Source organism: uncultured Sphingomonas sp., from assembly GCF_964237335.1.
In the GTDB taxonomy this organism is placed as follows: Bacteria; Pseudomonadota; Alphaproteobacteria; order Sphingomonadales; family Sphingomonadaceae; genus Sphingomonas.
On sequence record NZ_CAXSHM010000013.1, the window covers coordinates 11847 to 33693 of the forward strand.

The 21847-nt window shown below is 68.7% G+C and carries 18 protein-coding genes and 1 pseudogene (1 of these 19 running past the window's edge); 12 read left to right on the forward strand and 7 right to left on the reverse strand.

Going from position 1 to position 21847, the window contains the following annotated elements:
• Nucleotides 1–113 (reverse strand): annotated as a pseudogene (locus ACFE65_RS08360) (NAD(P)H-quinone oxidoreductase); it reaches 962 nt to the left of the window's first position.
• Nucleotides 114–188: 75 nt separating this feature from the next.
• On the opposite strand from ACFE65_RS08360, the gene ACFE65_RS08365 reads away from it, so the two are divergent.
• From ACFE65_RS08365 to msrB, 3 genes are all read left to right on the forward strand, one after another.
• Nucleotides 189–383 carry a DUF1192 domain-containing protein gene (locus tag ACFE65_RS08365; RefSeq protein ID WP_375381900.1) on the forward strand — a complete coding sequence of 65 codons (195 nt, stop codon included), beginning with the start codon at nucleotides 189–191 and terminating at the stop codon, nucleotides 381–383.
• A 138-nt stretch (nucleotides 384–521) separates the two neighbouring features.
• Nucleotides 522–2837, forward strand: coding sequence for an ATP-dependent Clp protease ATP-binding subunit ClpA (clpA, locus tag ACFE65_RS08370; RefSeq protein WP_375381901.1), 2316 nt, complete (start codon nucleotides 522–524; stop codon nucleotides 2835–2837).
• Nucleotides 2838–3024: 187 nt separating this feature from the next.
• On the forward strand, nucleotides 3025–3525 hold the full coding sequence (gene msrB / locus ACFE65_RS08375; protein ID WP_375381902.1) for a peptide-methionine (R)-S-oxide reductase MsrB: 501 nt from the start codon (nucleotides 3025–3027) through the stop codon (nucleotides 3523–3525).
• A 97-nt stretch (nucleotides 3526–3622) separates the two neighbouring features.
• On the opposite strand, the gene ACFE65_RS08380 is transcribed toward msrB, so the two are convergent.
• Entirely contained in the window at nucleotides 3623–4195 is a 573-nt protein-coding gene (locus tag ACFE65_RS08380; RefSeq protein ID WP_375381903.1) for a CHAP domain-containing protein, read from the reverse strand.
• Between the two features lie 413 nt (nucleotides 4196–4608).
• Here ACFE65_RS08380 and ACFE65_RS08385 point away from each other — a divergent pair, with 413 nt between their 5' ends.
• Both ACFE65_RS08385 and ACFE65_RS08390 read left to right on the forward strand, forming a co-directional pair.
• A complete protein-coding gene (locus ACFE65_RS08385) occupies nucleotides 4609–5754 on the forward strand; it encodes an acyl-CoA dehydrogenase family protein (RefSeq protein WP_375381904.1) in 1146 nt (381 codons plus the stop codon).
• Nucleotides 5755–5879: 125 nt separating this feature from the next.
• Complete coding sequence (locus ACFE65_RS08390; RefSeq protein ID WP_375381905.1) at nucleotides 5880–6668, forward strand: SDR family oxidoreductase; 789 nt, start codon at nucleotides 5880–5882, stop codon at nucleotides 6666–6668.
• A gap of 24 nt (nucleotides 6669–6692) precedes the next feature.
• On the opposite strand, the gene ACFE65_RS08395 is transcribed toward ACFE65_RS08390, so the two are convergent.
• Nucleotides 6693–7550, reverse strand: coding sequence for a glycine zipper domain-containing protein (locus ACFE65_RS08395; protein ID WP_375381906.1), 858 nt, complete (start codon nucleotides 7548–7550; stop codon nucleotides 6693–6695).
• 164 nt (nucleotides 7551–7714) lie between these two features.
• On the opposite strand from ACFE65_RS08395, the gene ACFE65_RS08400 reads away from it, so the two are divergent.
• The gene (locus tag ACFE65_RS08400; RefSeq protein ID WP_375381907.1) at nucleotides 7715–8542 is read left to right on the forward strand and encodes a hypothetical protein; all 828 of its coding nucleotides are present in this window, start codon (nucleotides 7715–7717) and stop codon (nucleotides 8540–8542) included.
• A 5-nt stretch (nucleotides 8543–8547) separates the two neighbouring features.
• Here ACFE65_RS08400 and ACFE65_RS08405 read toward each other — a convergent pair whose 3' ends face one another.
• The gene (locus tag ACFE65_RS08405) at nucleotides 8548–10806 is read right to left on the reverse strand and encodes an NADP-dependent malic enzyme (protein WP_375381908.1); all 2259 of its coding nucleotides are present in this window, start codon (nucleotides 10804–10806) and stop codon (nucleotides 8548–8550) included.
• Between the two features lie 66 nt (nucleotides 10807–10872).
• On the opposite strand from ACFE65_RS08405, the gene ACFE65_RS08410 reads away from it, so the two are divergent.
• From ACFE65_RS08410 to ACFE65_RS08430, 5 genes are all read left to right on the forward strand, one after another.
• Complete coding sequence (locus tag ACFE65_RS08410) at nucleotides 10873–11118, forward strand: hypothetical protein (protein ID WP_375381909.1); 246 nt, start codon at nucleotides 10873–10875, stop codon at nucleotides 11116–11118.
• Nucleotides 11097–11375 carry a type II toxin-antitoxin system RelE/ParE family toxin gene (locus ACFE65_RS08415; RefSeq protein WP_375381910.1) on the forward strand — a complete coding sequence of 93 codons (279 nt, stop codon included), beginning with the start codon at nucleotides 11097–11099 and terminating at the stop codon, nucleotides 11373–11375. The genes ACFE65_RS08410 and ACFE65_RS08415 overlap by 22 nt, the downstream gene beginning before the upstream one ends.
• 38 nt (nucleotides 11376–11413) lie before the next feature.
• Entirely contained in the window at nucleotides 11414–14002 is a 2589-nt protein-coding gene (gene mutS / locus ACFE65_RS08420; protein WP_375381961.1) for a DNA mismatch repair protein MutS, read from the forward strand.
• Nucleotides 14003–14215: 213 nt separating this feature from the next.
• On the forward strand, nucleotides 14216–15118 hold the full coding sequence (locus tag ACFE65_RS08425; RefSeq protein WP_375381911.1) for a phosphatase PAP2 family protein: 903 nt from the start codon (nucleotides 14216–14218) through the stop codon (nucleotides 15116–15118).
• A 35-nt stretch (nucleotides 15119–15153) separates the two neighbouring features.
• The gene (locus ACFE65_RS08430) at nucleotides 15154–17973 is read left to right on the forward strand and encodes a [protein-PII] uridylyltransferase (RefSeq protein WP_375381912.1); all 2820 of its coding nucleotides are present in this window, start codon (nucleotides 15154–15156) and stop codon (nucleotides 17971–17973) included.
• Nucleotides 17974–18109: 136 nt separating this feature from the next.
• On the opposite strand, the gene infC is transcribed toward ACFE65_RS08430, so the two are convergent.
• The 3 genes from infC to thrS all read right to left on the reverse strand — a co-directional run bounded on the left by infC (nucleotide 18110) and on the right by thrS (nucleotide 21314).
• On the reverse strand, nucleotides 18110–18643 hold the full coding sequence (gene infC, locus ACFE65_RS08435) for a translation initiation factor IF-3 (protein ID WP_375381913.1): 534 nt from the start codon (nucleotides 18641–18643) through the stop codon (nucleotides 18110–18112).
• A 76-nt stretch (nucleotides 18644–18719) separates the two neighbouring features.
• Nucleotides 18720–19289 (reverse strand): Uma2 family endonuclease, encoded by a 570-nt coding sequence (locus ACFE65_RS08440; RefSeq protein WP_375381914.1) that lies wholly within the window; start codon nucleotides 19287–19289, stop codon nucleotides 18720–18722.
• Nucleotides 19290–19301: 12 nt separating this feature from the next.
• Complete coding sequence (gene thrS, locus ACFE65_RS08445; protein WP_375381915.1) at nucleotides 19302–21314, reverse strand: threonine--tRNA ligase; 2013 nt, start codon at nucleotides 21312–21314, stop codon at nucleotides 19302–19304.
• A 293-nt stretch (nucleotides 21315–21607) separates the two neighbouring features.
• On the opposite strand from thrS, the gene ACFE65_RS08450 reads away from it, so the two are divergent.
• Nucleotides 21608–21808 (forward strand): hypothetical protein, encoded by a 201-nt coding sequence (locus ACFE65_RS08450; RefSeq protein ID WP_375381916.1) that lies wholly within the window; start codon nucleotides 21608–21610, stop codon nucleotides 21806–21808.
• Nucleotides 21809–21847: the final 39 nt, after the last annotated feature.

The following is a 21847-nucleotide window of genomic DNA, read 5'->3' on the forward strand; positions in this document are numbered from 1 at the left end:
GGCCGCGGCACCGGCCGCTCGACCGTCACCAGCACCTCGGGCCCGCCCGCTCCCGCGGGATCGATCGCACGCATCGTTTCAGGCACCCCGCCCGCCGCGGTCGTCGTCGCCATCGCACCCCCTCCGCCCGCGCTGGGCAGCCATGAGCGTTATTGACACGGGCCGGCCACGGGTCAACGTTGCCGGCCATGGACATGGACGATCATCCGCCGGTCCGGCCGGACGTCGCGAGCCAACTCGCGCGGGAGGACCTTGATCCCCTGTCGGTCGAGGAGCTCGACGCGCGGATCGCGGTGCTGGAGGCGGAGATCGCGCGCACCCGCCGTCGTGCCGAACAGGCCGTTAACCACAGGGCAAGCGCCGACGCGCTATTCCGGCCATGAAGGCCTGGGCGTCCGCGCCGCCGGTCCGCCGGCAGTCGGTTCGCCCGATCCCTTCGGCGGTGCTTGATGCGGGGCTTGCCCCTTCCGACATAGTGAGAAACGGGTCGCATCGCGCCGGCCCGGATGGAGAAATCTGACATGCCATCCTTCGCTTCCGCGCTCGAGACCACGCTGCACCGCGCGCTCGAGGCCGCGTCGTCCAGGCGCCATGAATATGCGACGCTCGAGCATCTGCTGCTCGCGCTGGTCGACGACGAGCACGCGTCCAAGGTCATGGCCTCATGCGGGGTGGACCTGGGCGAGCTCAAGACCACCGTCGGCCATTATCTCGATACCGAGCTCGATGCGCTCAAGGTCGCGTCCGCCACCGATCCCTCGCCCACCAGCGGTTTCCAGCGTGTGGTCCAGCGCGCGATCCTCCACGTCCAGTCGTCGGGCCGCGAGGAGGTGACGGGCGCCAACGTGCTCGTCGCGTTGTTCTCCGAGCGCGAAAGCTACGCCGTGTACTTCCTCCAGCAGCAGGACATGAGCCGCCTGGATGCGGTCAGCTTCATCAGCCACGGCGTCGGCAAGGGCAGCTCGGGACCCGAAGCATCCAGCCCCAAGGGCGCGGACGAGGAGAAGCCTGTGAAGCCCGACGTCAAGGGCAAGGGCGAGAGCGCGCTCAAGCAGTTCTGCGTCGACCTCAACGAGAAGGCGCGGAACGGCAAGGTCGATCCGCTGATCGGCCGCTCCGCGGAGGTCGACCGCACGGTGCAGATCCTCTGCCGCCGGTCCAAGAACAACCCGCTCTATGTCGGTGATCCGGGCGTCGGCAAGACGGCGATCGCCGAGGGCCTCGCGCGCAAGATCATTGAGGGCAACGTGCCCGAGGTGCTGCTGCCCGCCGTCATCTACTCGCTCGACATGGGCGCGCTCCTCGCCGGCACGCGCTACCGTGGCGATTTCGAGGAGCGGCTGAAGGCGGTCGTCAACGAGCTCGAGAAGCTGCCGCACGCGGTGCTGTTCATCGACGAGATCCACACGGTGATCGGCGCGGGCGCCACGAGCGGCGGCGCGATGGATGCGTCCAACCTCCTCAAGCCCGCGCTGTCGGGCGGCACGATCCGCTGCATCGGCTCGACCACCTACAAGGAGTTCCGCAACCATTTCGAGAAGGATCGCGCGCTGCTGCGCCGGTTCCAGAAGATCGACGTCAACGAGCCGACGATCGAGGACACGATCAAGATCCTCGCCGGCCTGCGTTCCGCGTTCGAGGACCATCACAACGTCAAGTACACGCCCGAGGCGATCAAGTCGGCGGTCGAGCTGTCCGCGCGCTACATCAACGACCGCAAGCTGCCCGACAAGGCGATCGACGTGATCGACGAGGTGGGCGCGATGCAGATGCTGGTGGTGCCGTCCAAGCGGAAGAAGACGATCACCGCCAAGGAGATCGAGCAGGTGATCGCCACCATGGCGCGCATCCCGCCAAAATCCGTCTCGACCGACGACAAGCTCGCGCTCGCGACGCTGGAGACGGACCTGAAGCGCGTCGTGTTCGGCCAGAACGCGGCGATCGAGAAGCTGGCGTCGGCGATCAAGCTGTCGCGGGCGGGGCTTCGCGATCCCGAGAAGCCGATCGGCAACTATCTGTTCACCGGCCCCACCGGCGTCGGCAAGACGGAGGTCGCCAAGCAGCTCTCGTCGATCCTGGGCATTCCGCTCCAGCGGTTCGACATGTCGGAATATATGGAGCGCCATTCGGTCTCGCGGCTGATCGGCGCGCCGCCGGGCTATGTCGGCTTCGACCAGGGCGGACTGCTGACCGATGCGGTCGACCAGAACCCGCATTGCGTCCTGCTGCTCGACGAGATCGAGAAGGCGCATCCCGACCTGTTCAACATCCTGTTGCAGGTGATGGACAACGGCCGGCTGACCGACCAGCACGGCAAGAGCGTCGACTTCCGCAACGTCATCCTCATCATGACGACCAATGCGGGCGCCGCCGACATGGCGCGCGAGACAGTCGGCTTCGGCAACCTCACCCGCGAGGGCGAGGACGAGCAGGCGGTGCAGAAGATGTTCACGCCCGAGTTCCGCAACCGGTTGGATGCGGTGGTGCCGTTCGGTTACTTGCCCCCGGAGGTCGTGGCGCGGGTGGTGGAGAAGTTCATCCTCCAGCTCGAACTGCAGCTCGCGGATCGTCAGGTCCATATCGGCATCGACGATGCGGCCAAGAGCTGGCTGACCGAGAAAGGCTATGACAAGGCCTATGGTGCTCGCCCGATGGGCCGGCTGATCCAGGAGAAGATCAAGCAGCCGCTCGCCGAGGAGTTGCTGTTCGGCAAGCTCGTCCACGGCGGCGAGGTGACGGTGAAGATGAAGGACGGCGCGCTGTCGTTCGAGATTGCCGCCGCCGCGCCCAAGAAGCCCAAGCGCAAGGGCAAGGCGGAGCCGGTCAAGGCGGAGTGACCGCCGCGCGGTAACGGATTGAAAGGGCGTGGCGAGCGATCGTCGCGCCCTTCTCTCGTCACCCCGGCCTTGAGCCGGGGCCCCGCTTCTTCTTGCGATTGGGAGAAAGCGGGATCCCGGATCAAGTCCGGGGTTACGGATGATGGCACCCCTCCCACCCCTCGCCATCGCCTCCTATATTCAACCTATGACCAGCCATCCCGACCGCCGCCGCTTCCTCGCGCTTTCCGCCACCGGCATTGCCGGCCTGGCGCTATGGGGCTGCACCGGCGAGCCCGCCCGCGCTGCTGAGCATTTCCCCGTCACGCTGACCGACGCGCAGTGGCGCAAGAAGCTGTCGCCCGCCGCCTACGACATCCTGCGCAAGGAAGGGACGGAGACGCCATTCTCCAGCCCGCTCAACGACGAGCATCGCGCGGGCGTGTTCGCCTGCGGTGGCTGCGCACAACCGGCTTATACCTCGCATACCAAGTTCGACAGCGGCACCGGCTGGCCGAGCTTCTGGGCGCCGTTGCCGCACGCGGTGGTGACCCGCGAGGACTCGACGCTGGGGATGAGCCGGACGGAGGTGCATTGCACCCGCTGCGGCGGGCATCTGGGCCATGTGTTCGACGACGGGCCCAAGCCCACGGGCAAGCGCTATTGCATGAACGGCGCGGGGATGACGTTCACTGCGCGGAAAATCTGATCTCAACTGTTCTCGTCATCCCAGCGAACGCTGGGATCTCTCGGCGAAGGTCCATCAGTCGCGGCGATCCCAGCGTTCGCTGGGATGACGGACCGGTTCAGTAGCCAGGCGTAGCGCTGGTCGCGATCACCGCGTTGGTGTCGCTCGCGAAGGTCGGCATCGGGCCTGACGTGTCGTTGGTGGCCGTTTCGGCATGGGCAAGCTGCATCCGCGGCGCACCGTCGCCATAGATGAAGCCGTGCGCGGGGTAAGCAGTGGTGCCGAGCCCGCCCTGCGGTGCGTACCATACCTTGACCATGCTCCAGTCGCCGGCCTCCGAGACGTCCACCGCGCGCACGTCCGTCTCGATCTGGCCGGGACGCGACCAGTTGGCGTGGGTGAGCAGCACTTCGCGGTCGCTGACGACCTTCGACACGGTGGCGACATGGCCGACGCGCATGCGATGGGTCGCCTCGAACGCCAGCACCGCGCCGATCTTGGGGGCATGGCCGCGATCGTAATGGCCGGCGGCCTGACCCCACCAGGTGTCGGCGTTGCCGCGGATCTGGATGCCGGAAACCTCGCGGGCATAGGGAGCGCATTGCCAGAATTGCGCGGTCGCCGGAGCGGCAAGCGAGAAGACGCACGTCAACACCAGCGCGAAACGCGCTGCCAAGCCCTTGAACTTCATGGAACCCCCAAAGGCTCTGATCGCCGTATGAGCATCGGCTACGGGAGAGGGTTAAAGAAAAACACCCCTTCGCCCGGTCGCGGGGAACCAATCGGGACGAAGCGTGTGTGGCTGCCGACGACCTGATCTCGCCGCGATAAAGTGCGACACTGTAACTGACGCGTCTGCGCGTGGTCTTAGTTCTATGCGTCCGGTGCGCTGATCCGTTGGGGTCCCGAGTGCAACTGCTCCGTTCGCCCTAAGTCCTTGTCGCCGCGCAGAAGAAGGCCAGTGCTTCGACAAGCTCGGCATGGGCGGTTTGTATCGTGCCCGCGTGGTACCGATTTGCCATTTCGAACCTTCGGTCCGGTCGCTCTTGCCGCTCTGCGCCCTACGCGGTAGCGCACCGCGACCCTTCAATTGGAACCGGCAGCATGGCGCTCGACCCCGAAACCTTCGATGCCTTGATCGACACCGTCCGGCGCTTCGTCGCCGAGCGGTTGCGCCCGCTCGAGGCGCAGGTCGAGGCGGATGACGCGATCCCGCCCGCCGTCGTCGCCGAGATGAAGGACATGGGGCTGTTCGGCCTGTCGATCGCGGAGGAATATGGCGGCCTGGCGCTCGACATGGTCGAGGAATGCCGCGTCGCCATCGAGATGGGGCGCACCACGCCCGCGTTCCGCTCGACGTTCGGCACCAATGTTGGGATCGGCAGTCAGGGCCTCGTCATGGCCGGCACGCCCGAACAGAAGGCCGAGTGGCTGCCCCGGATCGCGTCGGGCGAGATCGTCACCAGCTTCGCGCTGACCGAGCCCGACGTCGGGTCCGACAGCGGATCGGTGAAGACGCGCGCGGTCAAAGATGGCGACATGTACCGCCTGTCCGGCACCAAGCGGTACATCACCAATGCCGACAAGGCGCAGCTGTTCACCGTCATGGCGCGGACCGGCGAGGAAGCGGGCGCGCGCGGCGTCGCGGCGTTCCTGGTGCCCAGGGACCTGCCCGGCATCACGCTCGGCGAGCCCGAGAAGAAGATGGGGCAGAAGGGCGCGAAAGTGTCCGACGTCCATTTCGACGACGTCCGCGTGCCCGCCGCCAACCGGCTGGGCGCGGAGGGTGAAGGCTTCAAGATTGCGATGCGCGTGCTCGACAAGGGCCGACTGCATATCAGCGCGGTGTGCGTCGGCGTCGCCGAGCGGCTGATCGCCGACTGCGTCGCCTATGCCAGCGAGCGCAAGCAGTTCGGCCACCCGATCGCGCAGCATCAGCTGATCCAGGGCATGCTCGCCGACATGAAGACCGAGGCGCTCGCCGCGCGCGCGCTGACGCTGGAGACTGCGGCGGCCAAGGATGCGAACAAGGACGTCGTGCTCGAAAGCGCGGCGGCGAAATATTACGCGAGCGAGATGGTGGGCCGCGTCGCCGACAAGGCGGTGCAGATCTATGGCGGCGCGGGCTATATCGCCGATTACGGGATCGAGCGGCTGTACCGCGACGTGCGCCTGTTCCGCATCTATGAAGGCACGAGCCAGATCCAGCAGATCATCATCGCCCGAGAGACGCTGAAGCGCGGCGGGTAGCACTGTCGAACACGGCCCATCCCTTCTCGTCACCCCAGCGAAGGCTGGGGTCGCTCGGTTGAGCGGGCACCCGCAAACCACGCGATCCCAGCTTTCGCTGGGATGACCGATGGAAAGGATAGATCATGGACACGACCACCCTGTTCCGGCTCGACGGCCGGGTTGCGCTCGTCACCGGCGGCTCGCGCGGGATCGGGCGGATGATCGCTGCGGGCTTCGTCGCGCAAGGCGCCAAGGTGTACGTCTCGTCGCGCAAGGCGGCGGCATGCGCGGAGACGGCGGAGGCGCTGGGCCCCGAGTGCATCGCGCTGCCGCAGGACATCTCGACCGTCGCCGGGTGCAAGGCGCTGGCGGCGCAGCTTGCCGAGCGGGAACCGGCGCTCGACATCCTCGTCAACAACGCGGGTGCCGCCTGGGGCGTGCCGTTCGAGGAGTTCCCCGAGGCGGGCTGGGACAAGGTGATGGACCTGAACGTCAAGTCGCCGTTCTTCCTGACGCAGGCGATCTACCCGGCGCTGAAGGCGGCGGGCTCGGCGACACGGCCGGCGAAGGTCATCAACATCACCTCGATCGACGGCCAACGGCTCAACCCGTGGGAGACGTACAGCTATCACGCATCCAAGTCGGCGCTGATCTATCTGACGAAGCGGATGGCGGCACGGTTGGTGCGCGACCATGTCAACGTCACGTCGATCGCGCCCGGCGCCTTCCCGAGCGACATGAACAAAGCCGCCCGGGACCATGGGGCCATCGTCGCTGGCCGCATTCCGTCGGGCCGGATCGGTGTGGACGAGGACATGGCGGGCGCCGCGATCTATCTCGCCAGCCGCGCGGGCGACTATGTGGTCGGCGAGACGATCACGGTTGACGGCGGCCTGGTCCATGCGTCGCTGGGGAGCTCGATCGACGGCTGATCGGCTCCCCAGCGTGCTCCGTGTCTAGCGACGACCGCGATAGCCGTACCCGCCCCGGCCACCATAGCCCCCGCGGCCGCCATAGTAGCGCGCGCTGTAGTAGAAGCCGTGATACGGATAGGGGTGGTAGTTCCAGCGGCCGCCGATGAAGATCCACGGCTGGTACCAACCCGGCGCGGCGTAGTAATATGGGCCATAGCCGTCGAACACGAAGGCGGGGGCGCCGCCGCGAACGACGAAGCCCGGAGGACAGCCGGGGCTGGTCTGGTTGGCGGACGTGCTGCCGACGACCGCACCACCGGACGCGCCCGCGATCCCGCCCACCAGCGCGCCCGCGCCACGATCGCGCCGCCCGGAGACGCTGGAGCCGAGCAATGCGCCGAACAGGCCGCCGATCACCGCACCCGTCCCCGCATTGCTGTGCGCGCGGGTGCAATACCGCTGCGACCAATCCTCGGCATAGGCCTCATAGCGGCGATCCTGCTCGACCGTCGCGGTGTAGGACGGGTCGGCACGATAGCCCGGCGGCGGCGGCGGACGCGAAGGATCATAGTCGCCGGGCGCGGCACGATCATAATCGTCCAAGCCGGCATACTCCTGCGGATTGCCGTTCTGCTGCGGATACCCCTGCTGCGGATAGCCCTGCTGTTGCGGATCGCCGTTCTGCTGGGGGTAGCCCTGCTGCTGAGGGTAGCCGTTCTGCTGGGGATAGGCGGGTGCCTGTTGATACTGGCCGCCGTAGCCGCCGGACTGCTGCGGATAATCCTGCGACCCGCCGGACGGATAGGCCTGCGCCCCGGCCGCAGTGGCGGCGAGCGAAGCGGGGATGATGGACAGGCCGGCGGCCATGACGGCGACGCGGCTAACGGTGGAAAAACGCATGGCGTCGAACTCCTGACGGGAACACGCGCCGCTTGTGCCGCGCTCGTCAATAACCGGCGATGAACGCGAAAGTTCGCTTCCGTTCAGGCGATCGGTCATGCTCGTCGGCTCTAGACTTGCATCGTTCCGCCGCGCCGCTAGCGTTCCAGCAAGGAGGGTTGGTCATGGTTCGATTGAGCGTCATGCTCGCCGCATCGGCCTTGGTCGCGGCGGCGCCCGCGGCGGACCGGATGACCCCCGATGAAGCCGCCGCCGTGCAGCGCGCCCTCGATCGCGGCGCGCTTCTGTACGCCTACGATCAGGCCGCATGGCACGGTACGGACGATTTCCTCGCCAAGGCTCCCGACACGATCCGGCGCTCGGGCGGCTGGATCGTGGACGGCCCCGCCGACGCGCCGACACTCGTCTTCTTCGACAAGGACGATCCGCCCAAGACGATCTACGTCGCCCGGTTCTCGGGCGGGAAGCTGGTGCAGGCCCACCTGCCGTCGGCGACCGAGGATCGCACCCTGTCGCCGCTGCGGCTGCGGATGGTGGCGGCGCTCCGGTCCGCACGCGCGGCATTCGGCCATGCGCCGGGCGTGTTCGCCTGCGCCAACAAGCCGTTCAACACCGTCGTCCTGCCGCCCGAACGCCCGGACGGACCGATCCTCGTCTACTTCCTGACGCCGCAGACACGGGCGGGCGAGTATCCGCTCGGTGGCCATTATCTGATCGAGGTCGACGCGTCGGGCGCCGTCGGCGTGCCGCGCGCCTTCACCAAGTCGTGCCTGCCGATCGCGCCGGACGCGACCAAGGGCCGGCCCAGCGCAATGCTGGTCAGCCACCTGCTCGATCCGACGCCGACCGAGATCCACGTCTTTTCGTCGCTCGTCGCGCGGCTGCCGGTCTATGTCGCCACGCAGGGCGGCAAGCGCCTCTGGTCGGTAGCGGGCAGCACGATCCGGCTTGTCGATGCGAAACCCAAGGCGGCAACCCCGCCGGCCAGCTAGGCCGCCTACCGCGCGATGCCGCCCGCCGCCAACACCGCGAGCGTCACGAGCTCGCTTGCGGTCGAGGTCATCGGCGCGATCTGCACCGGCTTCTCCATGCCGACCAGCACCGGCCCGGTCACCACCTCGCCCGCCAGCTCGCGCAGCAGCTTGGCGGAGATGTGCGCCGACTGGAGCCCGGGCATGATGAGCACGTTGGCGGGGCCGGACAGGCGCGCGAACGGATAGTTGGCGAGCTGCTTGGGGTTGAGCGCGACGTCGGGCGGCATCTCACCCTCATATTCGAACCCGACCTGTCGTCCGTCGAGCACCTGGATCGCCTCGCGCACGTTGCCGAGGAACACGCCCTTGGGATTTCCGAACGTCGAATAGCTCAGGAACGCGACGCGCGGCTCGTGCCCCATGCGGCGCGCGACCTGCGCGGTGCGCTCGGCGATGTCGGCCAGCTCCTCCGCGGTGGGCCGCTCGTTGACGGCGGTGTCGGCCATGAAGACGGTGTGACTGCGACCGACGAGGATGTGCATCCCGAACGGCGTGCCACCGGCGTCGGGGTCGATCACCCGCTTCACCTCGCGCATCGTCTGCGCCCAGGTGCGGGTGATGCCGGTGATCATCGCATCCGCCTCGCCGAGCTGGAGCATCAGGCTGCCGAAGATGTTGCGGTCCTGGTTCACCATCCGCTCGCACTCGCGGCGCAGATAGCCGCGCCGCTGCAGCCGGCCATAGAGGAAATCGACCATCCGCGGCACGAGTGGCGAGACGCGGCTGTTGTGGACCTCGTATGCTTGCGGATCGTCGACGCCCAGATCGCGCAAATTGTCGTACACCTCCTCGCGGCCGACGAGCACCGGCGTGCCATAACCGCCCTCCTTGAAGGCTATGGCGGCGCGCAGCACCACTTCCTCCTCGCCTTCCGCGAACAGCACCCGCTTGGGATGCGCGCGCGCGCCTTCGTAGGCGAGCGACAGGACCGAGGTGGTCGGGTTCATCCGCGCGCGCAGGCTGTGGCGATACGCGTCCATGTCGATGATCGGGCGGGTCGCGACCCCTGAGTCCATCGCCGCGCGCGCGACGGCGGCGGGGATGATCTCCATCAGCCGCGGGTCGAACGGCGCCGGGATGATATAGTCCGGCCCGAAATGGTGACGCACGCCATAGGCGACCGCGACCTCCTCGGGAACCTGCTGGCGCGCGAGCGCGGCGAGCGCCTGGGCCGCGGCGATCTTCATCTCCTCGTTGATCGCGCTCGCCCGCACGTCCAGCGCGCCGCGGAAGATGAAGGGGAAGCCCAGGACGTTGTTGACCTGGTTGGGATAGTCGGACCGGCCGGTGGCGACGATCGCATCGGGACGCGCCGCCTTCGCCTCGGGCGGGGTGATCTCGGGATCGGGATTGGCCATCGCGAAGATGATCGGCCGAGGCGCCATGCCGCGCACCATGTCCTGCGTCACCGCGCCCGCCGCCGACAGGCCCATGAACACGTCCGCACCCACCAGCGCCTCGGTCAGCGTGCGGCGGTCGGTCTCGACCGCGAAGGTCGACTGCCACTGGTTCACTCCCTCGCGCCCGCGATGAATGACGCCGGTGCGGTCGCACATCAACAGGTTCTCGGGCAGCATCCCCATCGACCGGATCAGCCCCGCGCACGCGATCGCCGCCGCGCCCGCGCCGTTCATCACCAGCTTGGTCGTTCTGATGTCGCGCCCGGTCAGGTACAGCGCGTTGATGAGGCCGGCGGCGGCGATGATCGCGGTGCCGTGCTGGTCGTCGTGGAAGACGGGGATCTTCATCCGTTCGCGCAGCGTCTGCTCGATGATGAAGCATTCGGGGGACTTGATGTCCTCGAGGTTGATGCCGCCGAAGCTCGGCTCCATCAGCTCGACCGCGTCGATGAACCGATCGACGTCCTCGGTCGCGAGTTCGATGTCGATCGAGTCGACGTCGGCGAAGCGCTTGAACAGCACCGCCTTGCCCTCCATCACCGGCTTGGACGCCAGCGCGCCGAGATTGCCCAGCCCCAGGATCGCGGTGCCGTTGGAAATCACCGCGACGAGGTTGCCCTTGGCGGTATAGTCGTAGGCGGTCGCCGGATCGGCCGCGATCGCGCGCACCGGCACCGCGACACCGGGCGAATAGGCGAGCGCCAAGTCGCGCTGCGTCGCCATCGGCTTGGAGGCGATGATCTCGATCTTGCCGGGCCGCCCCTCCGAATGGAACAGCAGCGCCTCGCGCTCGGAGAACTGGACGTTGGGTTCGTCGGACATGGGATCGCCTCGCGTACGCTCGCCCTCTCCCTAGCCAGCGAAGGCGGGCGGGGCTATACCGGTGACATGGAACGCGAACCGATCATCGGGCGAGAGCACGACGCCGGCATCGACTCGGATCGTGACACTTGGCCGCTGGGGAGCGCCATCCTTCCTATGACCGACGAGGAGATTGAAGCGGAAGCCGCAGAGGCGGAGGCTGATATCGCGGCAGGGCGTGTCTATCCTCACAGCCTCGTTTCAGCTTGGTTGGAGACGTGGGGCAGCCCCGACTACAAGCCGTTCGATGAATGGCTGAAGTCGTCTGGCTAAGGCGCGCGGTCACGAACCTTTCCGAGATCGCCGCCTATATCGCCCTCGACAACCAGTCCGCCGCGCTCGCCACGCGCAGACGCTTGCAGCAGCTCGGCGACAGCCTCGCCTCTTTACCGCACCGCGGCCGCCCGGCGGTAGGTGGCGCGCGGGAGCTGGTGGGCACGCAGCCTTACGTGATCCGCTATCGGGTGAGCGACGACGGGCAGACAGTCACGATCCTCGCTGTCCGTCACACGCGTCGCCGACCGCTCTGACTTTCATGCGCCCGCCTTCCTCCCCCGCCACCACCCCGATGATGGCGCAATATCTCGCGCTCAAGGCTGAGGCCCCCGACGCGCTGCTGTTCTATCGCATGGGTGATTTCTTCGAGCTGTTCTTCGACGACGCGCGGATCGCGGCCGCCTGCCTCGACATCGCGCTTACCGCGCGCGGGGAGCATGAGGGCGCGAAGATCCCGATGTGCGGCGTGCCCGTCCACTCGGCGGAGGCGTATCTCGCGCGGCTCATCAAGGCGGGGCACCGGGTGGCGGTCGCCGAGCAGACCGAGACACCGACGGCGGCCAGGGCGCGGGGCGGGTCCAAGGCGCTGGTCGGGCGCGGGATCGTTCGGCTGGTCACCGCCGGCACGCTGACCGAAGAGGCGCTGCTCGACACGCGCGCGGCCAATTGGTGCGTCGCGATCGGCGAGGCGGGTGGCGCGGTCGCGGTCGCGGCGGCGGACGTCTCCACCGGCCGGTTCGAGCTGGTCGAGACCACGCCCGACGCGCTCGGCGCCGAGCTTGCGCGGCTGGCGGCGGCGGAAGTGGTCGCCGCAGAGGGGAGCGCCCACGCGGGCGCGGCCACCACGCTCCGGCCGCGCGCGGACTTCGACAGCACGTCGGGCGAGGCGCGGTTGCGGCGCGTCTGGAACGTGGCGACGCTCGACGGGTTCGGCGAGATCGGCCGCGCGGGGCTGGCCGCCGCCGGCGGGCTGGTCGCCTATCTGGAACATGCCGCGCGCGGCGCGCTGCCCTTCCTCCAGCCGCCGCGCGTGCGACGCCCGGCCGAGGCGATGGCGATCGACGCGGCGACGCGCGAGAGCCTCGAGATCACGCGCACCGCCACCGGCGAGCGCAAGGGCAGCCTGCTAGACGCGGTCGATCGGACCATGACGGGGGCCGGCGCCCGCACGCTCGCGGCCGACCTGGGCGCGCCGCTCACCGACCGCGCGGCGATCGAGCGGCGGCTGGCGCTGGTCGGCCGGCTGGTCGACGACGGCGGCCTGCGCGAGGAGCTGCGCACCGCCTTGCGCGCGCTGCCCGATCTCGGCCGCGCGCTCGGCCGGCTGGCGGCGGGGCGCGGCGGCCCGCGCGACCTGGCGTGCCTGCGCGACGGACTCGACGGTGCGTGGAGCCTTGCCGAGCGGCTGGGCGCCCTGCCGGACCGGCCGGAGCTGCTCGACCGGCTGTTGCCCGATCTGGCCGGCCACGGCGCATTGATCGATCTGCTCAAGCGCGCGCTGGTCCCTTCACCGCCGGTCGACGCGGGCGACGGCGGCGTGATCGCGGCCGGCTACGACGCCGCGCTTGACGCGTTGCGGGACACGGGCGCCGGTGGCCGACGCGCGATCGCCGCGCTCGAGGGCCGCTATCGCGAGACGACCGGCGTCTCTCAGTTGCGCATCCGTCACAACGGCGTGCTCGGCTATCACGTCGAGGTCCCGGCCCGGCATGCCGACCCGCTGATGGCGGCGGACAGCGGCTTCACGCATCGCCAGACGATGGCCGGCACCGTCCGCTTCAACGCGCCCGAGCTCCATGAACTGGCGAGCCGCGTGACGCAGGCGGGCGGCCATGCGCTCGCGGCGGAGGCGGCGCATCTGGAGGAGCTGACGGCGGCGGCGCTGGACGGGCGCGTGGGCATCGCGCGCACCGCGGACGCGCTCGCCCGGCTCGACGTCGCCGCCGGTAACGCCGAGCGCGCGAGCGAGGGCGGGTGGAGCCGGCCGGCGTTGGTGGACGAGCCGTGTTTCGACGTCGAGGGCGGCCGGCACCCGGTCGTCGAGGCGGCCGTCGCGCGCGGCGGAGCGCGGTTCGTCGCCAACGACTGCTCGCTGGGAGAAGGGTCGCGGCTGTGGCTCGTCACCGGGCCCAACATGGGCGGCAAGTCGACCTTCCTGCGCCAGAACGCGCTGATCGCGGTGCTCGCGCAGGCCGGCAGCTACGTGCCCGCGACGCGCGCGCGGATCGGCATCGTCGACCGGTTGTTCAGCCGCGTCGGCGCGTCGGACAATCTCGCGCGCGGGCGCTCGACGTTCATGGTCGAGATGGTGGAGACCGCCGCGATCCTGGCGCAGGCGACGGCCAACAGCTTCGTGATCCTTGACGAGGTCGGCCGCGGCACCTCCACCTACGACGGGCTCGCGATCGCCTGGGCGGTGGCGGAGGCGATCCACGAGGACAATCGCTGCCGCTGCCTGTTCGCCGCCCATTATCACGAGCTGACCCGGCTCGCCGAACGCTGCGATGCATTGAGCCTCCACCACGTCCGCGCGCGCGAGTGGAAGGGCGATCTGGTGCTGCTGCACGAAGTGGCGGACGGGCCGGCGGACCGCAGCTATGGCCTCGCCGTCGCCCGGCTGGCCGGCATTCCGCCCGCGACGGTGGCACGCGCGAAGGCCGTGCTGGCGAAGCTGGAGGCCGGACGCGCCAGGACGGGCGGGATCGCCGCCGGCCTCGACGATCTGCCGCTGTTCGCCGCCGCGCAGCAGACGCAGGCGACGTCGGCGGAGAAATGCGACGCGATCCGCGCCGAAGTCGAGGCGCTGGACGTCGACCGCTTGAGCCCGCGTGAGGCATTGGAGACACTATACCGGCTGAAAACGCTCGCCCGAGAGGGTTAGACGGCGAAGCACCCACGCGGCGTCCGTCACCGCGGTTTCATTGAACTGTCACAGACGCTACCGTAGCACCCTTCCATTGTGCGACGGGCAGCCGCCGCGCCGCAGCAAGGTGCCGCCGTGTATATCGCCTCCGTTTCGGCCGCACAGCGTTCGGCACTTCAGTCAAGCGTCGATCGGCGGAACGCGTTTCCCCTCACCTGGATCTTCGTCGCCATGGCCGGCAGCGCGGCGGTGACGCTGGGGCTGCTCGTCGATGCCCGAATCGCCGTCCACCTCCTCACGCCCGCGGCGGCCCCGATCCTGGTGTGGCTCGCGGTCGCTTTCGGTGCGGCCTGGTTCGGGCGCAACGCCGTCGGCCGGGGACAGGCGATCGCGGAGGGCGCGCTGCACTGCGGCCTGATAACCGTCATGTCGCTGCTGGGCGCCGTCGCGACCTATCCGGTCGCCGGCCTGTCGCGCGGGTTCGTCGACGAGACGTTGCAGCGCATCGACGTCGAGCTGCATTTCGACTGGCTCGCCTGGTACGAGGCGGTGGCGGCGCATCCGACGCTGCAGATCGTCGGTCACCTCGCCTATCAGAGCATCTATCTCAGCCCTGCGGTCCTGTTCGCCTGGTACGCGTGGCACGGCCGCCGTGCGGATGCGCGCGCGTTCCTGGGCGCCTATTGGCTGGCCGCGTTCCTGACGATCGCGCTGTCCGGCGCGATGCCGGCGGAGGGGCCGTTCGCGCTCCTGTGGCACCGCGCGATCCCGTACATGCCCGACAGCGGCCTGTGGCAGCCCGAGCTGATCCCTGCACTGCGCCACCATGCGGTCCATGCGGTCGACCTCGGCGAGTTGCGGGGGCTCGTGTCGGCGCCGAGCTTCCACACCGCCGCGGCGGTGCTGTACATCGCCGCCGCCTGGCCGATCCGCCGGCTGCGCTGGCCGTTGCTCGCGCTGAACGTTGCCATGCTCCTCTCGACGCCTGTGGAGGGGACGCACTACTTTGTCGACATGCTGCTCGGCGCGCTCGTCGCGGCGGTGGCGCTGACCGCTACGGCGGCGCTGCGCGCCTTTCGTGAGGCGGCGGTGGCCCGTTCGATCGTGGGACGGCCGGCGCGGTTGGCCCGATAGCTGACGGGGACCGGCGGGCGCCCTACATGGGGTTGATGACCCGCCTCCGCTCGTCGCCTGCTCGATCGCAGGTCGTCCATCCGGCGCCCGCTGATCCGGCGGCACCCTCCGACCGGACGCACACCCGCTGCTTCGACGATCTCACGGACCGCGCGACGATCGTCGATCCCGTCGCGCTCGCGGCCCGGCTAGCGGCGCTGCCCGACGGCGATCCGGTCACGCTCCGCCGCGCCGCTACTGCCGTCCTCAAGGAGGCACTCGCGAGCGGCCGCGCGGAGGTGGAGCGTCGCCTGCTCGCCCATCCCTCGCGCGGGCTCGATGCCGCCGCGGCGCAGGCCTGGCTGATCGACCAGCTGCTGGACCAGCTCGCGACGCTCGTCACCACCCGCCTGTACCCCCGCCCCAACCCCACCGCGGGCGAGCGCATCGTGCTGATCGCGGTCGGCGGCTATGGTCGCGGCGAGATGGCGCCGTTCTCCGACGTCGACATCGGCTTCCTGACCCCCGGCAAGCCCACCGCGCAGACCGAGCAGATCATCGAGTCGATGCTGTACGCGCTCTGGGACCTAGGGCTGAAGGTCGGCCATTCCAGCCGCTCGCTGCCCGAGATGATCCGCGAGGCGAAGGGCGACGTGACGGTGCGCACCGCGTTGCTGGAGGCGCGCTACGTCTGGGGCGACCGCGCGCTCTACGCAGAGGCGGCGACGCGCTTCCGCGACGAGGTGCAGGCCGGCACCGCACGCCAGTTCATCGCCGACAAACTGGCCGAGCGCAACGCGCGCCACGTCAAGATGGGCGACACCCGCTACGTCGTCGAGCCCAACGTCAAGGAGGGCAAGGGCGGCCTGCGCGACCTGCACGCGCTGTTCTGGATCGGCAAATACGTCCACGACGTGACGCGCGCCTCGCAGCTCGTCGACGTCGGGCTGTTCACGCGCGCCGAATACCGCCGCTTCCACCGCGCCGACCAGTTCCTGTGGGCGGTCCGCTGCCACCTCCACGCCGTCGCGGGGCGGGCGGAGGACCGGCTGACCTTCGATCTCCAGCCCGAGATCGCGCGCCGGATGCGCTTCGCCGACCGACCGGGTAAGTCGAGCGTCGAACGGTTCATGCACCTCTATTTCCTGCAGGCGAAGACGGTCGGCGACCTGACCGGCGTTTTCCTCACCCATCTGGACGAGGAGAGCGAGAGCCGCAGCGCGCGGTGGCGGCTCGGCCTGCCGTTGCCCCGCCGGCAGCGCAGGATCGACGGCTTCGTGGTCGATCGTGGGCGCCTCGCCTTGCCGGACGACCGGTTCTTTCGCGACGATCCGGTGCGGCTGGTCGCGATCTTCGCGCTTGCCGACCGACACGGCCTGGGCATCCACCCGCTTGCGATGCGGGCCGCGGACCGCGACGCCAAGCTGATCGACGAGCATCGTGCCGATCCTGCCGCCAACGCGCTGTTCCTCGATCTGCTCGCCTCTCCCCGCGATCCCGCCGGAGGGTTGCGGCGGATGAACGAGGCGGGCGTGCTCGGCCGGTTCGTGCCCGATTTCGGCCGCGTCGTCGCGCAGATGCAGTTCGACATGTACCATCACTATACCGTCGACGAGCACACGATCCGCGCGATCGGGCTGTTGTCGCGGATCGAGAAGGGCGATCTCGCCGACGATCACCCGCTCGCGACCGAGGTGCTGCCCAAGGTCGTCTCGCGGCGCGCGCTGTATGTCGCGGTGCTGTTTCACGACATCGCCAAGGGCCGCAATGGCGACCATTCGGTGCTCGGCGAGGGGGTCGCATGGCGGCTGGGGCCGCGGTTCGGCCTGTCCGCCGCCGAGACGGAGACGGTCGCCTGGCTGGTGCGCCACCATTTGCTGATGAGCGACACCGCGTTCAAGCGCGACCTGTCGGACTTCAAGACGATCCTCGACTTCCGCGACGTGGTGCAGAGCATCGAGCGGTTGCGGCTGCTGCTGGTGCTGACCACCGTCGACATCCGCGCGGTCGGCCCGAGCACCTGGAACTCGTGGAAGGGGCAGTTATTGGGCGAGCTGTTCCGGCGCGCGGAGGAGGTGCTGCGCCTCGGGCACCAGCAGCGCGGGCGCGCCGAGCGGATCGCCGCCAAGCAGGAGGCGCTGCGCGCCGCGCTCGCGCCCGACGACGAGGCGTTCGTCGCTCTCGCGAGGCGCCTGCCCGACAGCTATTGGATCGCGGAAGCCCCCGACGTGCTGGCGCGCAACGCTCGATTGATCGCGGGCGCCGGCGACGCGCCATTGTCGATCGCCGCCGAGCCGTATCCCGGCCGCGGCGCGGCGCTGGTGACGATCTATGCCGCCGATCACCCGGGGCTGTTCTACCGCATAGCCGGCGCGATCCATCTGGCGGGCGGGTCGATCATCGATGCGCGCATCCACACCACGCGCGATGGCATGGCGCTCGACAATTTCCTGGTCCAGGACCCCTGGGGACGCCCGTTCGAGGAGGCGAGGCAGCTAGAGCGGGTGCGCGTCGCGATCGCCGACGCGCTCGCCAACCGCGGCCAGCTGGCGGACCGGCTGCTCGCCAAGCCGCTTCCCCGCCGCCGCGCCGCCGCGTTCCCGATCGCCGCCAACGTGCTGATCGACAATCGCGCATCGAACCGCTTCACGGTGCTGGAGGTCAACGCACGCGACCGGCCGGCGCTGCTCAACCAGCTCGCCCACGCGCTGTTCCAGGCGAAGGTGACGATCCATTCCGCACATATCGCGACCTATGGCGAGCGGGCGGTGGACACGTTCTACCTGACCGACCTGACGGGCGACAAGGTGGTGGCGCCGGCGCGGCTGGCGGCGCTGGAGGCCAGCATCCTGGCCACTGCGACGGGAGAGGGCTGAGCCTTCTTCCGTCACCCCGGGCTTGACCCGGGGTCCCGCTACCCCGCGCCGCCGAAGAAGCGGGACCCCGGCTCTAGGCCGGGGTGACGAGAAACAGAGCGTGGTGAACCAATTGCGGAGGCACCACGCCCACCCCTCATTTCGGCGACAGGACCATCAGCATCTGGCGACCTTCCATGCGCGGATAGGCCTCGACCTTCGCGACCTCCGCGCTGTCGTCCTGCACCCGCTTCAGCAGGTTCATGCCGAGCTGGCCATGCGAAAGCTCGCGACCGCGGAAGCGCAGCGTGATCTTGACCTTGTCGCCCTCCTCGATGAAGTCGTGGACCTTCTTCATCTTCGTGTCGTAATCATGGTCGTCGATGTTCGGACGCATCTTGATCTCCTTGATCTCCTGCGTCTTCTGCGACTTGCGGGCGAGGTTCGCCTTCTTCTGCGCCTCGTACTTGAACTTGCCGACGTCGAGGAACTTGGCGACCGGCGGATCGGCGTTGGGCGACACCTCGACCAGGTCGAGGCCGACCTCGCGCGCCTGCTCCATCGCCTCGCGCGTGTACATCACGCCGAGGTTCTCGCCGTCTCCATCGATCACGCGGACCTTGGGAGACACGATGAACTCGTTGAACCGGGGGCCGTTCATCGCCGGCGCCTGCAACGGTCGGCGCATCATGGGAGGTGGGATAGGTGGGACTCCTGGAGTGGTTTCCCCTCCGATATAGACGATCGCAGCGATTTATTGAAGCCGTTCAGTCCAGATCGTCGAGCCTTATCGCGATTTCCGGCAACAGGAGCGCCGTCACCGTCTGATCCGACGTGAACTCGCTGACCTCTCCGTAGCCGCGATCGCCCGGCTGGCGATGGACGCGCACGGTCTGGCGGACGGCGTCGACCACCCAATAGTCTCTGACGCCATGGCTTGCATAAAGCGGCGCCTTGACGCGAAGATCATAGCCGATCGACGAGTCGGCGACCTCGACGACCAGCAACAGGTCCGGCCCCCGCATCTGCCGCGGCATCCCGCCCTTGCGCCAGATCGCCAGGTCAGGCTCCAGCAGCAAGGTCGGCGAGAAGGTGACGGACGCCTCGACGAACAGCCGCGCATCGTCCGACAGGACGCGCGTGATGGCGCGGATGAGCCGCGACTTCATGATCTCGTGCCAATCCGCCTTTGCCGCCGCCATCGGCACGATCTCCCCGTCGATCAGCTCGAAGTTCGCGTTTTCCTCGAAGATGCCGGCCGCGGTCAGCTGATAGACCTGCTCGACGGTCAGCGTCGCCGGGATCGTTCCCGCCTGGATGTCCTGGAAGATCGTCATGTGCGCCGGGCCTCATCGAAGGTCGGGTGGAGTCGCCTCGCCCCGAAGCATAGCCGAAACGGCATCCAGCGTCAGCATCTCCTGCCCCTGGCTGCCGAGCCGGCGGAGCGCGACCGTCCCCTCCTCCGCCTCGCGCTTGCCGACCACCAGCAGGTTGGGGACCTTGGCCAGGCTGTGCTCGCGCACCTTGTAGTTGATCTTCTCGTTGCGAAGATCGGTCTCGACGCGAATGCCTGCCCGGCGCAACTCCGCGGCGACCTGGTGCGCGTATTCGTCGGCATCTGACACGATCGTCGCCACCACCGCCTGCACGGGCGCCAGCCACAGCGGGAAGCGGCCGGCGTGATGCTCGATCAGGATGCCGATGAACCGCTCGAACGTGCCGAGGATCGCGCGGTGGAGCATCACCGGGCGGTGCCGCTCGCCGTCGGCGCCGACATAGCTCGCGTCCAGCCGCTCAGGCAGGACGCGGTCCGACTGGATCGTGCCGACCTGCCACGTCCGCCCGATCGCGTCGGTCAGGTGGAACTCGAGCTTGGGCGCATAGAAGGCGCCTTCGCCCGGCAGCTCCTCGAACTTTCCCTTGATCGTGTCGCTCAACTTGGAGAGCATGACCGCCTCGCGCAGCTCGCCCTCCGCCTTGTCCCACATCGCGTCGTCGCCGAACCGCTTCTCGGGGCGCAGCGCGAGCTTCACCGCATAGTCGTCGAAGCCCAGATCGCGGTACACGCCGTCGAGCAGCTCGCAGAACGCCTGCACCTCCTCGATCAGCCGGTCCTCGTCCGTGAAGATGTGCGCGTCGTCCTGCGTGAACTGGCGCACGCGCATGATGCCATGGAGCGCGCCATGCGGCTCGTTGCGGTGGCAGCAGCCGAACTCGGCGAGCCGCAGCGGCAGGTCGCGGTACGACTTGATGCCCTGACGGAAGATCAGCACATGCGCCGGGCAGTTCATCGGCTTCAGCGCCATCAGATCGGCGGTGCCGGTGAAGATCTCGCCTTCGTCCTCGGCGTTCGGGATCTCGTCGGGAACGACGAACATGTTTTCGCGATACTTGCCCCAATGGCCCGACTGCTCCCACTGACGCGCGTCCATCAGCTGCGGGGTCTTGACCTCCTCATAGCCCGCCGCGTCGAGCCGGCGGCGCATGTACGCCTCCAGCGCGCGCCACAGGATGAAGCCCTTGGGGTGCCAGAACACCGACCCCTGCGCCTCGGGCTGGAGGTGGAACAGGTCCATGTCCTGGCCGATCCGGCGATGGTCGCGCTTGGCGGCCTCCTCCAGCATCGTCAGATGCGCGTCGAGCTGTTTCTTGTTGAGCCAGCCGGTGCCGTAGATGCGCGACAGCATCGCGTTGTTCTGGTCGCCGCGCCAGTATGCGCCCGAAACGCGCGTCAGCTTGAACGCCTGCGGGTCGAGCTTGCCCGTGGAGGCCATGTGCGGCCCGCGGCACATGTCGAGCCACTCGCCCTGGCGATAGATCGTCAGTTCCTCGCCCTCGGGAAGCGTCGCTGCCCATTCGGCCTTGAAGCGCTCGCCCTGGCTGTTCCACCGGTCGATCAGCTGCTGCCGGCTCCACACCTCGCGAACGAACGGCTCGTTGCGCGCGATGATGCGGCGCATCTCCGCCTCGATGCCGGGCAGGTCCTCCTCGGTGAATGGGCCATGAGCGGCAGGCGGGGCGAAGTCGTAATAGAAGCCGTCGGCGGTCGCGGGGCCGAAGGTGATCTCCGTGCGCGGGAACAGGTGCTGCACCGCCTCGGCCATGACGTGCGCGAGGTCGTGGCGCACGAGCTCCAGCGCGTCGGCCTCGTCCTTCGCCGTCACCAGGCTGAGGTGCGTGTCGCCGTCGAACGGCCGCGTGATGTCGCGCACCTGCCAACCATCGTCGGTGGCGATCCGCGCCGCCAGCGCCGCCTTCGCGAGCCCCGGCCCGATCGCTGCCGCCACGTCCGCCGGCGTGGTACCGGGCGCGACCTCGCGGACGGAACCGTCGGGCAGCGTGATGCGGAACATGGCGGACATGGAAATCACCGACAGGAAATGGTGTTACGCGCGTAGGATATCGCCTTGCCTATAGGCAAGCCGAAGGAGACCGCCATGCCCGCTTCGCCCGAACCGCACCGGCTCGTCACCATCCTGCCGTGCAACGACCTCGACGCGGCGGAGGCGTTCTTCGGCCGGCTCGGCTTCGTGCCGCCGCCGCACCCGGCGGGCGGATACGACGCGTATCGGATGCTGTCCGACGGCAAGGGCGGCGAGATCCACCTCCAGCCCGCCGTCGAGGGCTGGCTGGTGCCGGGCCGCAACCGTTCGGCGTGTATCTCTACACCGACGAGGTCGACCGCCTCGCCGCGGCATTCGCCGGCGAGATCATCGAGCGCGAGAAGCGGCCGACGCACAAGCCGTGGGGCATGTACGAGTTCGCGCTCAACGGCCCGGACGAGCTGCTGGTGCGCATCGGCTGGCCAAGCCGGCTGGTGACGTCGGATATGCCTTCTGCGTCACCCCGGCCTTGAGCCGGGGCCCCGCTTCTTCAACGGCGGCGAGAAGCAGCG

What these genes read in the sequence shown, in the direction of transcription:
- ACFE65_RS08365 (WP_375381900.1), top strand. Translation starts at nt 189, where the DNA reads ATGGACATGGACGATCATCCGCCGGTCCGGCCGGACGTCGCGAGCCAA.
- clpA (WP_375381901.1), top strand. Translation starts at nt 522, where the DNA reads ATGCCATCCTTCGCTTCCGCGCTCGAGACCACGCTGCACCGCGCGCTC.
- msrB (WP_375381902.1), top strand. Translation starts at nt 3,025, where the DNA reads ATGACCAGCCATCCCGACCGCCGCCGCTTCCTCGCGCTTTCCGCCACC.
- ACFE65_RS08380 (WP_375381903.1), bottom strand. Translation starts at nt 4,195, where the DNA reads ATGAAGTTCAAGGGCTTGGCAGCGCGTTTCGCGCTGGTGTTGACGTGC.
- ACFE65_RS08385 (WP_375381904.1), top strand. Translation starts at nt 4,609, where the DNA reads ATGGCGCTCGACCCCGAAACCTTCGATGCCTTGATCGACACCGTCCGG.
- ACFE65_RS08390 (WP_375381905.1), top strand. Translation starts at nt 5,880, where the DNA reads ATGGACACGACCACCCTGTTCCGGCTCGACGGCCGGGTTGCGCTCGTC.
- ACFE65_RS08395 (WP_375381906.1), bottom strand. Translation starts at nt 7,550, where the DNA reads ATGCGTTTTTCCACCGTTAGCCGCGTCGCCGTCATGGCCGCCGGCCTG.
- ACFE65_RS08400 (WP_375381907.1), top strand. Translation starts at nt 7,715, where the DNA reads ATGGTTCGATTGAGCGTCATGCTCGCCGCATCGGCCTTGGTCGCGGCG.
- ACFE65_RS08405 (WP_375381908.1), bottom strand. Translation starts at nt 10,806, where the DNA reads ATGTCCGACGAACCCAACGTCCAGTTCTCCGAGCGCGAGGCGCTGCTG.
- ACFE65_RS08410 (WP_375381909.1), top strand. Translation starts at nt 10,873, where the DNA reads ATGGAACGCGAACCGATCATCGGGCGAGAGCACGACGCCGGCATCGAC.
- ACFE65_RS08415 (WP_375381910.1), top strand. Translation starts at nt 11,097, where the DNA reads ATGGCTGAAGTCGTCTGGCTAAGGCGCGCGGTCACGAACCTTTCCGAG.
- mutS (WP_375381961.1), top strand. Translation starts at nt 11,414, where the DNA reads ATGATGGCGCAATATCTCGCGCTCAAGGCTGAGGCCCCCGACGCGCTG.
- ACFE65_RS08425 (WP_375381911.1), top strand. Translation starts at nt 14,216, where the DNA reads ATGGCCGGCAGCGCGGCGGTGACGCTGGGGCTGCTCGTCGATGCCCGA.
- ACFE65_RS08430 (WP_375381912.1), top strand. Translation starts at nt 15,154, where the DNA reads ATGACCCGCCTCCGCTCGTCGCCTGCTCGATCGCAGGTCGTCCATCCG.
- infC (WP_375381913.1), bottom strand. Translation starts at nt 18,643, where the DNA reads ATGATGCGCCGACCGTTGCAGGCGCCGGCGATGAACGGCCCCCGGTTC.
- ACFE65_RS08440 (WP_375381914.1), bottom strand. Translation starts at nt 19,289, where the DNA reads ATGACGATCTTCCAGGACATCCAGGCGGGAACGATCCCGGCGACGCTG.
- thrS (WP_375381915.1), bottom strand. Translation starts at nt 21,314, where the DNA reads ATGTCCGCCATGTTCCGCATCACGCTGCCCGACGGTTCCGTCCGCGAG.